A 15,708-nucleotide genomic window follows, 5' to 3' on the forward strand; every position below is an offset into this window, starting at 1 on the left:
CCCGTAAGGCGCAATCAATTCACCCCTCACGCATCGTTCAGCGTTCCTCGTTCATCGCCTCCCACACCCTCTGTGCGCTGATCGGCATCTGATCAATCCAGACGCCAACCGCATCGGTCACCGCGTTGGCGATGGCGGGCGCGGTGGGCACCATGGCGTGTTCGCCGATACCACGTGCGCCATAAGGCCCGTCGTCCTGCGGCACTTCCACGATGATGGACTCGATCAGCGGCGGTGCATCAATGGTGGTGGCAATGCGGTAGTCGGTGAAGTTTGGATTCAGCGGCTTGCCCTTGACCAGCTTGAGTTCTTCCAGCAGCGCGGTGCTTAGGCCCTGCACCGCGCCGCCTTCCATCTGCGTCCTGACCATGTCCGGGTTGATGGCTTTGCCCACATCGAACGCGGCCACCATGCGCAGCACGCTCACCTCACCGGTCTCGGTGTCCACTTCCACCTCCACCGCCTGCGCGCCCGTGGTGAAATGCACCACCGCGCGCGGCCCCTGACCCGTCTCCGCGTTGAGCGGCGTCACATACTGGGGCATGAAGCGCCCCTTGCCCACCACCGGGCCACCGATCCAGGTGCCATCCGGTCGCTGCATGCCGTAGATGACGATGTTCTTCAGCGGGATGGACTCCTCCGTGGCGTAGCTGACCACCTGCCCTTCGATGATGTCGAGGTCCTGCGGATTCTCACTCCAGGCTTCGGCCACCATGTCCAGGATTTGCATCTTCGCTTCCTGCGCAGCGTTCAGGATGGCGTTGCCCATGCTCCAGGTCAGGCGACTGGCGACAGTCTGCCATTCATAGGGGCTGTAGTCGGTATCCACCGTGTTGACGCGCACGTCGCTGATGGGCAGGCCCAGGCCCTCGGCCGCCAACTGCGCGGCGATGGTCAAGGTGCCCTGGCCCATGTCCACGCCGCCCACGTTGACCAGCGCGGTGCCATCTTCATTGAAGCGAATGGTGGCGGCCGAACCGGGGTTGGGCGGCATGGCCGGCGCCTTCCACATGCAGCCGATGCCCATCCCGCGCACCTTATGCGGACCGCTGGCCGGCCGCGGCTTGCCCCAACCGATCGCGTCGGCCGCCTTCTGAATGCACTGGCTCAGGCCGGTCGGGTGCATGATCATGCCCGTGACCGTTTCCTGGCCCTCTTTGATGCAGTTCAGCAGGCGCACCTGCACCGGATCGAGACCCAACTGCCGCGCGGCGCGGTCAACGTGCTGCTCGATGGCCCAGTGGATTTCGGGCATGCCGAAGCCACGCATCGCGCCGCCGATCGGGTGGTTGGTGTAGACGCACTTCGAGTCGGCCCACACGTTGGGCACATAGTACGGCCCGGTGGAGCTGTAGCCGGCCGCGCGGGTAATGTTGACCCCGTACTCGGTGTACGCGCCGCCATCCCAGTAGTAGGTGTTCTTCATCGCCAGGATGCGCCCGTCCGGCAACATCCCCAGCTTGACGATGGCAACCAGGCCCTGGCGCACGAAGGTGGTGTAGAACTCCTCTTCGCGCGTCATCACCAGTTTCACGGGCCGGCCCTTGGATCGCATCGCCATGCCCACGCACGCGCCTTCCATCGAAACGCCGGCCTTGGCCCCGAAGCCGCCGCCCACGTAAGGCGTAATCACCCGCAGCCGTGAATGGCTGAGGTCCAGGGCCTTGGCGATCAGGTTGCGCTGGGCAAAGGGCGACTGGCTGGAGGCCCAGAGGGTAATCTTGCCGTTGCCGTCCATCTGCGCCACGGTCGCGTGCGTTTCCAGCGGCACATGCTGCACATGCGGCACGCGGTACTTGTGTTCGAAGACGATGCCGCCCGCCGCTTCAACCTCGGCAAAGGCTTCATCCACATTGCCTTTGCGTACCTTGAACCAATTGGAGACGTTGGTTCCCTCCTGCGGAAAGATGAAGGGCGCGTACTTGTAGGTGATCAAGTCTGGATGGAGCAGCGGCGCGTCCGGGCTGGCGCCAAACTCAGGATCGAAAACGCCAGGCAGGTCCTCGTATTCCACTTCGATCAACTTGACCGCCTGCTCGGCAATCTCCTGGGTTTCTGCAGCCACGCCGGCAATCGGCTCGCCGACGAAGCGCACGCGATCCACCGCGAACATCGGCCGGTCGGAGAGATAAAGGCCGGTCAGCCCCGGAAAATCGTTGCCGGTCACGATCACGCGCACGCCGGGCAGCGCCTGCGCCTTGCTCACATCCAGCCGGGTGATCAGCGCGTGCGGGCGCTCGCTGCGCTTCAACAGGCCGTAGAGCAGGTTCGGCCCAAACTGCATGTCGTCCACATACTGCGCCGCGCCGGTCACTTTGGAGCGACTCTCGACGCGTGGAAAACTGGTGCCAACAATCGTTGTTTTTTTGATACTCATGGGTGACGCTCCTTGGCCTCAGGCCACCTGACCGCGCTGCGCCGCGGCTTGCACGGCGACCACGATGCGCGAGTAGCCCGTGCAGCGGCACAGGTTGCCCACCAACGCCATGCGGATTTCATGGTCCGTCGGGTGCGGATTGCGATCGAGCAGCGCGCGCGCGGCAATCAGAATGCCCGGTGTGCAAAAGCCGCACTGCGTCCCGCCCGACTCGATCATCGTCTCCTGCACCGGGTCGAGCTGCGCGTCATGGGCCAGCCCTTCCACCGTCACGATGTCGTGGCCGTCAATTTCGGGCGCCAGCACCAGGCAGGAGTTGACCGGTACGCCGTCCATGAGCACGGTGCAGGCGCCGCATTCCCCGGCCGAGCAGCCGTTCTTGGTGCCGGTCAACACCAGGCGATCGCGCAGCAGGCGCAAGAGGGTGTAATAGGGTGGAACGTCCAGGGAATAACGCTCGCCGTTGACCGTGAAATTTACAAGATATGCCATAAAATCCCTCGTTTGGTAGCCCTAAAAGGGGAGGTGGGCCAGCACGGCCTCGATGGCGCGGCGGGCCAGAACGCGCACCATGGCCTGGCGATAGGCCCCGCTGGCGCGCACATCATCAATCGGACGGCAGGCGTTCATCACCGCGGCGGCCGCAGCGTCCACGGCCAGATCATCCGTCTCCTGGGCGAGCAGCGCTTCGGCGGTCGGCGCCAGCAGCGGTGTGGGACCAACCGAGGCCAACGCGATGCGCCAGGCGCTGCCCGATGGGTTGCTGCGCTGCGGCCAGCCCAGGACGCCGACGCCGATGACGGCGATGTCGCCCACTTTGGTGCGCCCCAGTTTGTTGTAAATGCCAACCGCGCCAGCGGGCGACGCGGGCAGTTCCAGCGCCTGCAGGAATTCACCCGGCTTCAGGTCAGTCTTGCCAGGCCCTCTGAAGAAGTCGAAGAGCGGCAGGCGGCGTTCGCCGGCCGGGTTGTAGATGACGGCGGTTGCGTCATAACAGAGCAGCGCCGGGATGCTGTCGCCGGCCGGGCTGGCGTTGCACACGTTGCCGCCGATGGTGGCGCGGTTGCGTAACTGATACGAGCCGACCGTTTCGCAGGCGTCGGCCAACATCCGGTAATGGGCCAGGATCGCAGGATGGGTCGCAACCTCGTTCATCGTCACGGCCGCGCCCAGGATCAGGCCATCATCGGGGTTGAACGCCACGTCCCGCATACCGGGCAGGCCCTTGAGGTCCACCACGATCTTGGGATGGATGAAATCGCCGCGCATGCGGATGATGAGATCGGTGCCGCCCTGCAAGATGCGCGCGGCGCTGCCCTCGGCCGCCAGAATGGCGCTGGCCTCGGCCGGGGAGGATGGTTTGATATACTCGAATGGTTCCATGAATGTCACCTCGACCATGACAGGCGCGCCGGCCGGGGTAGCCCGTTTGCGGCAGCGGTTGCCGGCCATTCACGCCTAGAGCTGGGGACGCTGGCAGATGCAGTCGCCGTGTTTGGTCAGCGCCTGGGACGCCTTTTTCGCCATCAGCTCGGCGTAGCGTTCATCGTCCACGTAAGCCACGATGCGCGCGATGCACGATTCGCCGTCCACGAAGCGCCAGGGGAAGCAGCCCACGTCGACGCGCTGGTTGAGCAGCAGGTCAATGTCGCCGCCCAGGCATTCGGCATGGATGATGCCGTAGGGGAACATCTCGATGTGCATCAGTTGGTACTTGTCGTCGGTGAAGACGCCGGCCAGGCCCTGGCCGTACTTGCGCTGGAAATGCGTCTCGGCCTCAGCGGCCTGGCGCGGCATCCACTGGCGGATGATGGTGTTCATGGGGTGATCCGCGCTGCCGCAGTCCACCGCCAGCCATTTGAGCTTCTTGGCCTTGCACCATTCGGCGAACTCGCGATCGGGGCCGGGGTGCTTGACCATGTAGCGGATTTCGTCCGCGCGCGGCTGATCCCATCCGTAGCGGTGATAGCCGGTGTGAATGATCAGAATATCGCCCTCATGCACATCCACCCGATCCTCCACCATCTTCGAGGTGTAGATGTCATAGTCGCCGCAGACATCGGACAGATCAACGATGGCCGCGGGGCCGGTCAGAAAATCGAGAGTGAGGCTGGCGATGTCCTTGCCTGGGGTGTAGAAGTGAATTTCGCCATCGAGGTGCGTGCCGAGGTGATTAGAATGGGTGATGATCTGGCCGTTGGCGCCGTTGGGCGCCAGGCGCTTGAAATACTTGATTTGCAGTGGTTCGTAGGTCGGCCAGGCCGGCGTGCCTACACCGAGGGGAATCGAGAGATCAACAAACTTCATCGTTTCGGACCTCCAAGAGAAAAAATGACCCTGACATCAACGCCAGGGGAGTCTTCTGGCAGCCATGAGCGGGATGGGAGGATTATAGCGTCATTCGAGTAACAGGCAATATGACGCAGGTCAGAAAACCGGCTATACGGTTCATCTTTACGCAGAACGTCGTTGATAGGCCTGCAACTCGGCCACGGTCAGGTCCTGGGTATTCACCAAGCGATAGTGCTTTTCGGCTGAGACACCGATTCCCGTCTCAGTTCTCTCAAGCTCAAACAACGCAATCAAGTTGGCGTCCATGAATTGAGTTGCGATCGGTCTACAGATCAGCCCAGGGAACTTGATTTCACACACGGCCATGTCTTGCTCTATCTGGACGACGCCGATTTTGTCCCTTCCACCTTTGGCCTGCACCGGCAAAACATAATGGACGCCGCGCTTATCGATACCGACATAGACCTCGTCCGTCTCAACCTGTCCAAGTCCCCTTACGGTAGTCCGTAGATGGTTCTGCAATGAATAGCAAGTGAGTCCGGTAAAGATATCAATCAAGCGGTTGTAGCGCAGGCGCGCCAGCAGCGACTGCTCGTCATTCAGCGCATAGCGAGCGATGACGCCAGGCGTAGCATCGAGAATTTTCGTTTCGACGAGTATGGCGGATGGCTGAATGGCGGCGCTCGCCGTGAGGGCAATCGTGTAACGCGCACGTCCCGCCGGTCTGATGATCCATTCAGACCCCGGTGGCGCCTTTTCCGTAATGGATTCCGGCAACGCATTACGATAGCGAAAGGTGTACAATATGTCGCCCAGGTTCTTGGGCAACTGGATTCCGAGTCGTTCGGCAGTAATGGCGATGTCCGATCGTTCAAAGGTTACCTCGTTCGCTCCCTCCTGATAGCGGGCCAGAAAGATGGCTTCTATCAACTGGGAGTAACGGTTTGCCGACTGCGTCATAGTTTACCCCTCCTGTGGGCCGTTCCAGCGTAGTACAACGACCTCTTCTCGCAACTGCTCCCTGGTCGCAGTCGCAAAGCGAGTGCGAAACAGATCAATCCGTTGCACTTCATAGCCGAGGGTCTGCGCGATATCCGCCAAGATCTGCCCGGTGCGAATCATAACCCGCAGGTACGATGCTTGGTCGCCGACCACGTAGGCTAACTGAGCCCCCGGACGCAAGACAGGCCGTAAATCCGCCAGATGCCGCGCCATGCCGCCAAAATAGAGGCGCGTGACCTTCGCGTACATCCGCTCGAAACCGGAGTTCTTGCCCAATTCGATGCGGCGTGCTTCGATAGCCTTCGCAATACGGTCGATCTCTGGATGCTGATCGACCCAGGCGTCATCGTTGTCTGCCACGTAGACGCCGCGCGTGTTGGAGCGCAGGAGCGTCTTCTTCAATGACCTTAGCTCGGCCCTGTTTTTGACAAAACCAAGAATGACCGACTCCAGGCGGGTCGTCCGTGTGTAATCTTTCTCGTTGGGATATGGCGGCGAGGTTATGACGGCAGCAATCGAGGCCGGGCACAGGAAGGCCCGTGCGTTGCGCGCGTCTGCCAGGTGTACGACGGCCGGCGGATAGGCTTCACCCGCGACCACACGTAGATCGTTCACCATATTGGCGATTTCAGCCAGCCAGGCGCTCACGACCGGAACATCGTTTTTGAGCTTACCCACGCCGACTTCAGGCCCAAAATGAAGATTGCTAATCTTGAAAACTAAGGCGCTTGCAAGCGCCAACAGACCGTGCCTGAAATAACGCGCGTGCTGTGCTGATTGAGGCAGTCCAGGAGCACCAACGTCTTGTGCAAGGGGAGCGGGCTGATCGAATTAGTAAGCAATAGTCGTTCTGCTTCGGGGTCAAGCCGTCGCAACGGTATGTCCATGTGAGGCGTGGCAAAGGGGGCGTTGTCTCCGATGCCCTGGGCGGCCAAAATGCCTAAGGCCGTGTGCGCAATCTCTTGTGCGGCTAACAGCAACTCGTCAGGCGAAAGCTCCCAGCCGATCTTCACGCTGCTGGCGAAGTGTGCAAACGGGTTAGCTTCCAGACCAATGCCGCTCAGGTGACGACGGCGAGCTTCGATGACGGTCGTGCCGGTGCCGCAGAACGGGTCGAGCACGGGATCTTCAGGGCCGACATTGAAATCATCCAGGTAGTGGCGCACCAAATGAGGTGGAAATGAGAGCACGAAGCGATACCAATCGTGGAAGGCGCGATCCTCCACTGCTAAACGGTTGGCTCTGTCGTTCGACCGTTGATCGCCATTCGCGGCCGCCGGTTCTATGTGCGCAGCCATCGGCCCGGGCAATGATAACTGAGCGGTCGATGGTTGGGTGGTCATTGGCTCACTTCGTGTTGACTCGTGCTGGTGATAGCCGCCCAGTGCAGCCTGCGTCCGACTCTTGGAGATCGGAAGATGAGGTTATGATAGCATAAGCACGCGTTTTTGACGAAACGATTGTTGTAGTTTTCGAGGGAGAAGACTGTTCGTCAGATGGTTTCGGCCTAATGGTCGGGCATACGCGATTTGATGAAAGTGGGCCAACGCGCCGGCCGACTGGCGATGGACGGGCGCTGCGCTTTGTGTGCCGTGGCGGGGCGTGCTATACTGTGGCGCAGAAGCACTACAGGTGTTGCGGAGACGAAGACATGCCGAAGATTGACCATTACGCGCTGCCTGCTGGAGGCGAGGCCAGGGAGATGCTTCGCACAAAGGGCCAATTCTGGACGCCTGACTGGATAGCGGAGGCAATGGCCGAATATGTACTTGCTGAACAAGGTTCGATGCTGTTCGATCCGGCGGTTGGCGCAGGTGCATTCTTTCGCGCAGCCAAGACTGTGGCCGATGAACGAGGGTTTCGCAGTATCGCACTGAGCGGTATGGACATTGACCAAGCGGCGTTAGCGCAGGCCCTTGATTACGGCCTGACTGAGAGCGACCTGGCATTCGTTACCATTGGCGATTTTGTCCTCCAGCCACCCCAGGCGAAGTTCTCCGCCATCGTGGCAAATCCGCCCTACATTCGCCATCACCGCATTCCTCTCGAAACCAAGGAACGACTCAAACGCCTGAGCCTGCAAACCATTGGCAAAACCCTGGATGGGCGCGCGGGTCTCCACATCTACTTTCTGATGCGTGCCCTGACATTGCTTGAACAAGAGGGGCGTCTGGCATTCATTATGCCAGCGGACACCTGTGAGGGTAAGTTCGCCCAGAATTTATGGCGCTGGATCTGTGCGCACTATGCTCTGGATGCCGTGGTGACGTTTGCTTCCGAGGCCTCGCCGTTTCCTCGGGTGGACACCAATCCGCTCATCTTCTTCATTCGCAACTCGGAGCCAGGAACCACGTTTGTCTGGGCGAAGTGCTATGAGCCGCGGACGGACCTGCTCAGGGCGTGGGTGCGCTCTCGTTTTCCAATCGACTCCCAGGAACCTCTGCTTGCAGTTGAGCGCGGTTTGGCGGAGGGACTGTCCACAGGTTTCTCGCGTCCGCCTATTGCGAGCCAGACCGGGTGTTATGTACTCGGAGACTTCGTACACATCGTGCGCGGCGTCGCCACCGGCGCCAACGAGTTCTTCTTCTTGACCGATGAACAAGCACAGAAGATGGGCATCCCGCGTGAGTATTTTGTCAGGGCCGTGGGACGAACCAGGGATGTTCCTACCAACGAAATCACTCAGGAGACGATCGAGTCTCTGTGTGCGCATGGTCGCCCCACGCTGCTTCTGACGCTCAACGGCCAACCCCCAGAGACCTTTCCTGAATCGGTCAGAGATTACTTGAAAACTGGCGAAGCGCTCGGTTTGCCACAGCGGCCTTTGATCTCTCAACGCAAGCCGTGGTATCGGATGGAAACACGCGTCGCGCCCCCCTTCCTCTTTGCCTACCTGGGGCGTCGCCATTCTCGCTTCATTCGCAACACGGCCGGCGTCATTCCGCTGACCGGTTTCTTGTGCGTCTACCCCAAAAGCAACGATCCTGATTACCTGAAGCGGCTGTGGGGGATCTTGAGCCATCCTGACACTATCGCCAATCTAGCCATCGTTGGTAAATCGTACGGTGATGGCTCCATCAAGGTGGAACCTCGTTCCCTGGAGAAATTGTCAATCCCGGATCACGTCATTGCGGAATTTGGTCTGCCGTCGCAGATGCGGCTGTTCGAGCAATCAGTGACCTATGACGCAAGCGCTTTTCTGTGTCGCCGTCCCGCTGAACCCCCACGCAATCCCGGCTCTAATCATCATGCCCCACCCCGCGGATGCCGGCTGCTGCGTCTGCGCTGCTGCGCTCCACCGGCGGCAGGCGGAAGCGGTCGCTGCTGTCGGCCGCATGCAGTGACCGCACGCGGCTGGCCGGCGCAGGCGCTTCACCCAGGATGGTGTCGCTGGCGAAGGCAGCGCCCGGCGCACTTTCAGCAAAAACGGGCGTTTCCGTGGGCGCCGGCGACTCGGGCCGGCCCTGGCCCCAGTAGATCACCTGTTTCCACGCGGCCTGCACATCGTCGGCAAAGATGACGAGCAGATCCCCGGTCTGCGCCGTCGCCAGGGCCGCGGCGATGGCCTCCGTCTCGTCCCAAATCTCGACGATCCGCTCCTCCGCCAGGCCGGCCGCGGCCGCGGCGCGGTGAACCAAGCCCGCCACCTCGCCTGGCGCGCGGCCGCGGTGACTGTAGTCCTCCCGGCAGAAGAGTAGATCGAACGTGCGCCCCGCAATCCCGCCAATGGCCTGAATATCCGCATCGCGGCGGTCGCCCGGCGCGGCCACCACGCCAATCGCGCGGCCTTTACGCGGCAGCGCCTGCACCAGGTCGGCCATGGCCTGCACGGCCGGCGGGTTGTGCCCGTAATCCACGATCACGCGGAAGGGGTGATGATCGTAGACGTTGAGACGCCCTGGCACCTGGAAATGACTGCTGTCGAAGGTGCGCAGCCCCTGGCGAATGTTCTCCACCTTGACGCCGAGCGCGCGCGTAATCGCCGCCGCAGCCAGGGCATTGGCCACATTGAAGCGCGCCCGCCCTTCCAGCGTGGCCGGGATCAGGTGCGACCAGAGCAGCGGAATGTGCTGGTTGCGTTCGTACAGGGTCAGCATCTGGCCGTTCAGCCCTTCTTCCAGCACGATGGCGCGGCCGCCCCGGCGCACATGCGCCTGCACCACCGGATTGCGCAGATCGAACGTGAAGTAGAACGGCTCGCCCTCGCTGCGCTCTGCCATCGCCACAGTCAGCGGGTCATCAGCGTTGAGCACCGCGTAACCGCCCTCCCTGACGACCTCCACCACCAGCGCCTTGACGGCCGCCAGGTCTTCCAGGGTTTCCACCCCTTTCAGCCCCAGGTGGTCGCCGGCCACGTTGAGCACCGCGCCCACATCCACCCTGTCATAGCCCAACCCTTCGCGCAGGATGCCGCCGCGCGCGGTTTCCAGCACCGCGGCGTCCACCAGCGGGTGTTTGAGCACCACGCGGGCCGACCAGGGCCCGGTCATGTCGCCGGACAGATAACGCTCGCCGTCAATGTAAATACCGTCGGTGGTGGTCAGGCCCACGTAATGGCCCGACATCTTCAGGATGTGCGCGACCATGCGGGAGGTGGTGGTTTTGCCGTTGGTGCCGGTGATGGCGGCCATGGGGATGCGGCTGGCCGCGCCAGGCGGGAAGAGCATGTCCATCACCGGCCCGGCCACGTCACGCGGCGTCCCTTCGCTGGGCGCGACGTGCATGCGAAAGCCCGGCGCCGCGTTGACCTCGACGATGCCGCCGCCCACTTCGCTGATCGGATGCGCAATGTCCGGCGTGATGAAGTCAATGCCGGCCACGTCCAGCCCCACCACCTGCGCGGCGCGGATGGCGATCTCCTTGTTCTCATAGCAGATCTCATCGGTGCGATCAATCGCGGTGCCGCCGGTGCTCAGGTTGCCGGTGGAGCGCAGATAGAGCACGCGGCCGGTCGCCAGCACACTTGCCAGCGTCAGGCCGGCCTGCTCCAGCAAGCGCAGGGCCTGATGGTCAACCAAGAGGCGGGTCAGCACCTTTTCATGGCCCACACCGCGGCGCGGGTCGCGGTTGACGATGTCAATCAGCTCCTGCACCGTATGCTCGCCATCGCCCACCACGTGACCGGGCACGCGCTCGGCCACTGCCACCACATGGCCGTTGACGACGAGCACGCGGTAGTCACGGCCGGGGATGAACTTCTCGACGATGACGTAGCTGCGATGCTCCTGCGCCTTCTGGAACGCCAGGCGCACCTCGGCTTCGTTCTGCAGGTTGAGCGAAACGCCGCGGCCGTGGCTGGCGTCCAGCGGCTTGACCACCACCGGGAAGCCGATGGCGTGGCTGGCTTCGGCGGCGGCGCCCTCCTCGTTCACCACGCGCTGCCGCGGCACCGGAATGCCCATATCGTCGAGCAGGCGTGCGGTCAGCTCCTTGTCCTGCGCAATGTCCACGGCAATGTGCCGCGTTTCACTCGTCACTGTGGCCTGGATGCGCTTCTGATACCGGCCGTGCCCGAACTGCACCAGGCTGCCCTCGTTCAGGCGAATCCAGGGAATGTTGCGCTCCTCGGCCGCCTTGACCAGGCTGCCGGTGGATGGTCCCAGCGCGACGCGATCGGTCAGCGCGGCCAGTTCTTCCAGCTCCAGGGTGAAGTTGAACGCGGCGCGCTCCGCCTCCGGCAGGGCGCTGGGCAGATCGGCCGGCAGCAGGCTGCGCAGCACGCGCTCGGCCAGGCGTCCCGCGTCCAGGCCCACCTCCTCCTGCTGGAAGGAGTAGACCACGTGGTAGACGCCGATTTCGCCCGCGCCGCGCGTCTTGCCAAAGGTGACGGGCGTGCCGGCCAGGCACTGCAGCTCGATGGCGACATGTTCGAGCACATGCCCCAGCCAGGTCCCCTCCTCCAGGCGCCGCACGAAGCCGCCGGGCGTGCCGTAGGAACAGCCGTGCTCGTGCAGGGTTGGGATCAGGGCCAGCAGCGCAGCCGTGAAGCCGGGAAGTTCGCTCGTGGGGTAAGCCTCCAGCTCTTCCAGGTCGAGTGTCAGACGGATGACCGGCCGGTAGGAGTAGTAGTTCGGTCCGCGGTAGACCTTGCGTTCGAGAATCTTCATGGGCGCCGTCCTTGTGGTTGGTAGATCAGAGATCGGAGATCGAGTTGAGCCAGCTGGTTCACACGTGTACGATATGCACACCTTCCTCGGACATGTATTTCCGCAGCAGTGACTCTTCAAACGTGGCAACGAGCGCCTGTTTGAAACTGCCGCGTTTGGATGCGTCAATCAAGAAACGAACTAAGGATCGTCGGTTGATGGGGTCCAGGTGTTCTAGCGGCTCGTCAACGAGTAAGAAATCGCTCTGGAAATGTTGGGGGATCGTGTGCACAGCGGGGGGGGGTCTCTTTCGCCACCGCTGAACTGGCTCAAATCAAAAGGCCGGCCCTCACGGCTGGGGGGGGTGGCATACCTTTTTCGTCCAATTTCACCTGCCAGTTCTCTTTGCCGGAAAATGCCGCCCATACTTTGGAAACTTGAGCATAGATGGGCTGCAAATCAGCATCGCGCAAAGTTGCTTGCACTGAGGCTCAGCTGCGTGGATAGCAGCGTGAGAGACCGCATTTCCAGATCAATCAGTGCTCGTCTGGCTTCAGCGACTGTGTTAAATCCAAGTGCCTTTAATCTGCCGTTTATTTCGGCATACTCGGCTCGTTCGTTATCAAGGCGGGCCAGTGCTTCTTTTGCTGCATTCAGTCGTGCGTCCACAACCGATACAACGGATTCTGCTGCGTCTTTGGCTTCCTGGAACAAGGGTATCAACTGCTCCAGCGTAGTATCCGGGGAGATTGACCGAATTCTACCGTGGACAAGTGCATCGTAAATGTCGGATACGCTCTTGGGATCCTCTCTTAACTCGGTAACTCTCTGCCACAGCACATCGGATTGTCGTTCAGTTCCTCCTTGCGGCCTCGCAAGCGTTCGGCTTCTACATCGACTTGCTTAGGTCAATCTGTGATCGCTCGTTCATTGTGATCGGTTTGGCACAGACCGGACAAGGCACCGTTGCCTCTTTGGAAAGATCTTCGCCAGATCATGCGCAAGTCCAGAGCTTATATTCTCCCATGCGCCAATTGCGCCGCTCACCCAGTCAATATGTGCTAGAAGCTCACCGATGTCATTTTCTGCAACGCCCTCCACCTCCTCATAATAGGAAGATATCTGAGGTATTGTGAGCTCCATAAAGAAATCTAAGCCGGGAGGGCGTTTTTGGGCCGTCTGTGAGATATACGTCAGCCACGAGCGCATCCGTTGCAGGTGTTGTTGCTCCTCCTGCTCACGAGCGGCGTGCTGCTGTATCAAGCGCAGATCCGCCAATTGCTGCAACAATTGGTCGCGTCGGGCATCCAGAGCTTCTAGGCGAGAAGCGAAATCCGCGCCATCATTTCCCGGCTTGTCTACGACCGCTATCAACTCCTGAATGGGTGCGATTCTATCGTCTACTGCCTTCTCCGCTTGCGTTATGGCGGCCACAAACTGATCCATCTGGGTCAGGCCAAGGACGTTGCGAATTGCTGACTCAAAGGCCCGGCCAGGCTCGCCTGGTTCATGAAGCGGAATACATCACCTTCGGACATATAGACAATTCGCTGCAAGAAATCGGCCGAAAGTCCCATCGGTCGCTCGACGTACTTGGTAACTAGGGCGTGTGTGCTGGCCAGGACGTGCCCAGATTGGATGTCAATCAGCTTGGCGCTTCCAGCTTTATTGGCCAACTGAGTTCTCTCGATCTGAAACTCCTTACCGCCTACTGTGAAAGATAAGCGGATAAGGGCTGGCTGCTCGGGCTCGCGCATAAATTTACTGGGCTCTTTCACGGTAGTCGGTTCCCCAGTCAGCGCATAGATGATTGCTTCCAGAATCCGAGGTCTTCCCGGCGCCGTTTGGACCCATGAGGAACGTAATGCCGGAATCAAACACAATCTTGCGCGATGTGTAGGCACGCCAATTGATCATTTCCAACGTTGTGATCATATATCACCTCGGCGTATGGGATGAGCCAGTCGAGCGACGAGGTCGGTCGGCTCCGCACCACTCAAGGCGTCTTCCAGTACTTGAAGGACGAGCCGGCGCTCCACAGATAATCTGTACTGCTTGGCAGCTTGGCGTCGTTCGGTGAACTTGTATGACCGGCCGCATTCCCGGTCAATGGCCTCGTCCAGGGCCACCTCGAACAAACGACGAACACCGCCCGGCTGTGGGGCAGGCGCCGATGATTTGTCTATACTCACGTCCCAGTCTCTCACCTGGTTCGTTACGAGTATCCGCAGACGGTAGACAGAGTTCGCACTCGTTCACAAGCAAATTCAACTCCAGTGGATGCTCAGAAGGCGTCGAATGTGGGATGCGGTCAACGGTAACAGCCAACAGGTCGTCGGTCGTCCAGACTAAAATCACGGCCAATGTACTTGGATTTGCTTCCAGCAGGGCAAGCAGCCTGGGCAATTGTTCAATCTCCAGGACTGGCTTACCTTCCGGGGTGTCAATCAACTCAAGACGCACATCATAATCGTCAATCTGCAAGAGGAAGTCGGCGCCCGATTCACCGGCCAGCCGGTTATCGGGAAGGATACGTACTCGCTCTGCCTGGTGACTTTCGACGAATTCATCGGCGAGCAGCCCAATGAGCCGCTCAGTGTTGATGCGGCGTAATATGGCATCATGGCCTGCGACAACCAATGCAAGGGCTTTAAGTTCGCTCAAAGAACGAATCGACTTGAGAAAGATCCTTCGGTCATACGTTGGTGATCCTTGCTTGCGCCTTAATTTGAGCAGACTCAACGAGGCTTGTGGTGATATCCATCAAACTCTGAAAAATCGCTTCTCCTTTTAGTTTTCCTAGATCTTCCCTGGCGACATGCTCTCTCATGTAATACTTGAGCAGTTGCCACATGTCATCTGTCGCAATGCTGCAACTTTGGTGAACCCATTCCAGGTAGGCAAGACTCTGCAGTCCCTGTAGCAGCGACGGATTCGCCCACCGCTGGCGCAGTTCAGCTTTCGCACGACGCGCCCATGTCGAGAAGTCGACAAGATCCTTGTCGTTACTCAGAATATAGACGGATTCCCCTTGATCCGCAAGGTGAAGGCCGAGGGCGACAAGTGACAGATCCGGATCGCTGACACCCCCAGGCCCGATCAGTTTTCTCGGGGCAGTTGGCAACTCACGCAGAAAAGAAAGATATCTGAAATCAATTTGGGATTGGTTCAAGCGGCTACGAACATCCGCTGCAAGATTTCGATAATCGTTTTCATTGCGTCCAAGCACTGAATAAAAGGCCAGCCTAGCAACCGGCTTGTATTCAGCAACCACGCAATCTGTGCAGTGAATGCGCTTATCTGGAGTCAACTCGCCCAGAATGTTGAGTAAATTGCTGATCCATTGACCAGTTTTTGATCAAGCTGCGTCCAGAAACTGGCTTCTATAGGTATCACAGCAGTAGTCTGTGAGCATCGCTGAGAATTATTATCGACTCCGGGTAGGCTAGAACGGATACCCCGATGTGCGCATACGTCCCCTTGTGACCTCCCAATATATATGATCCACTTATCGTTGGGTGCATAGTCCGTACCCGGCGAAATTGCCATCTCATTCGGCACATCCAGGGCCAGCGGGGCATGATCCGTGCATACCTTGGTAGATCGCCATGCGGATGCGCAGGTCAGCCCGTGCTCTCAGCAGGTAACGCAGCGCGGTTTGAATAGTGCCCCCTTCGTTCTGGAAAAGACCGGCCTTGACAAAGTCTTGAATCTGAATCATTACGCCCTCCACGTCACGAGTGTGGAAAAGTCGGCGTTTGGGCGCCTGCCGCGGCATAGATTCTACTGCGAACGGCGACGCTGCGCCAATTCGCGTTCTCACCCGGACAAGCAGGCATCCGATTCTTGCCACGAATAGCACGAACTTGACAAATTGTGCTGCGTGTCGTGCGTGAAATTCGTGGCAGGAAATCGCTGTTGAGCATTGTGCCAATGGGAGTCAGCGGAAAA

At 60.1% G+C, this 15,708-nt stretch carries 13 protein-coding genes and 1 pseudogene; 1 reads left to right on the forward strand and 13 read right to left on the reverse strand.

The window, feature by feature from the left end:
• Positions 1–37: 37 nt before the first annotated feature.
• From IPF85_RS13865 to IPF85_RS13895, 7 genes are all read right to left on the reverse strand, one after another.
• Complete coding sequence (locus tag IPF85_RS13865) at positions 38–2,377, reverse strand: xanthine dehydrogenase family protein molybdopterin-binding subunit (RefSeq protein WP_343408673.1); 2,340 nt, start codon at positions 2,375–2,377, stop codon at positions 38–40.
• Positions 2,378–2,395: 18 nt separating this feature from the next.
• Positions 2,396–2,869 (reverse strand): (2Fe-2S)-binding protein, encoded by a 474-nt coding sequence (locus tag IPF85_RS13870; RefSeq protein ID WP_343408674.1) that lies wholly within the window; start codon positions 2,867–2,869, stop codon positions 2,396–2,398.
• Positions 2,870–2,890: 21 nt separating this feature from the next.
• Positions 2,891–3,829: a xanthine dehydrogenase family protein subunit M gene (locus tag IPF85_RS13875; RefSeq protein WP_343408675.1), complete on the reverse strand. Its 939-nt coding sequence runs from the start codon at positions 3,827–3,829 to the stop codon at positions 2,891–2,893.
• 6 nt (positions 3,830–3,835) lie between these two features.
• Positions 3,836–4,684 (reverse strand): cyclase family protein, encoded by an 849-nt coding sequence (locus IPF85_RS13880; protein ID WP_343408676.1) that lies wholly within the window; start codon positions 4,682–4,684, stop codon positions 3,836–3,838.
• 147 nt (positions 4,685–4,831) lie between these two features.
• On the reverse strand, positions 4,832–5,629 hold the full coding sequence (locus tag IPF85_RS13885) for an endonuclease (protein WP_343408677.1): 798 nt from the start codon (positions 5,627–5,629) through the stop codon (positions 4,832–4,834).
• A 3-nt stretch (positions 5,630–5,632) separates the two neighbouring features.
• Complete coding sequence (locus tag IPF85_RS13890) at positions 5,633–6,412, reverse strand: hypothetical protein (RefSeq protein WP_343408678.1); 780 nt, start codon at positions 6,410–6,412, stop codon at positions 5,633–5,635.
• The gene (locus IPF85_RS13895; protein WP_343408679.1) at positions 6,391–7,014 is read right to left on the reverse strand and encodes a DNA methyltransferase; all 624 of its coding nucleotides are present in this window, start codon (positions 7,012–7,014) and stop codon (positions 6,391–6,393) included. Before IPF85_RS13895 ends, IPF85_RS13890 begins: the two co-directional genes overlap by 22 nt.
• A 359-nt stretch (positions 7,015–7,373) precedes the next feature.
• On the opposite strand from IPF85_RS13895, the pseudogene IPF85_RS13900 reads away from it, so the two are divergent.
• A pseudogene (locus IPF85_RS13900) lies at positions 7,374–7,988 on the forward strand (N-6 DNA methylase); the annotation flags it as partial.
• 922 nt (positions 7,989–8,910) lie between these two features.
• Here IPF85_RS13900 and cphA read toward each other — a convergent pair.
• The 6 genes from cphA to IPF85_RS13930 form a co-directional block, all read right to left on the reverse strand.
• Positions 8,911–11,778, reverse strand: a complete 2,868-nt coding sequence (gene cphA / locus IPF85_RS13905; protein ID WP_343408680.1) for a cyanophycin synthetase — start codon at positions 11,776–11,778, stop codon at positions 8,911–8,913.
• 906 nt (positions 11,779–12,684) lie between these two features.
• Complete coding sequence (locus IPF85_RS13910; protein ID WP_343408681.1) at positions 12,685–13,203, reverse strand: hypothetical protein; 519 nt, start codon at positions 13,201–13,203, stop codon at positions 12,685–12,687.
• 5 nt (positions 13,204–13,208) lie between these two features.
• A complete protein-coding gene (locus IPF85_RS13915) occupies positions 13,209–13,535 on the reverse strand; it encodes a hypothetical protein (RefSeq protein WP_343408682.1) in 327 nt (108 codons plus the stop codon).
• A 328-nt stretch (positions 13,536–13,863) separates the two neighbouring features.
• Positions 13,864–14,421 carry a hypothetical protein gene (locus IPF85_RS13920; protein WP_343408683.1) on the reverse strand — a complete coding sequence of 186 codons (558 nt, stop codon included), beginning with the start codon at positions 14,419–14,421 and terminating at the stop codon, positions 13,864–13,866.
• Positions 14,422–14,452: 31 nt separating this feature from the next.
• Positions 14,453–15,031, reverse strand: a complete 579-nt coding sequence (locus IPF85_RS13925) for a hypothetical protein (RefSeq protein ID WP_343408684.1) — start codon at positions 15,029–15,031, stop codon at positions 14,453–14,455.
• A gap of 276 nt (positions 15,032–15,307) precedes the next feature.
• Positions 15,308–15,478, reverse strand: a complete 171-nt coding sequence (locus IPF85_RS13930) for a hypothetical protein (protein ID WP_343408685.1) — start codon at positions 15,476–15,478, stop codon at positions 15,308–15,310.
• Positions 15,479–15,708: the final 230 nt, after the last annotated feature.

Source organism: Candidatus Amarolinea dominans (assembly GCF_016704685.1).
GTDB lineage: Bacteria > Chloroflexota > Anaerolineae > SSC4 > Amarolineaceae > Amarolinea > Amarolinea dominans.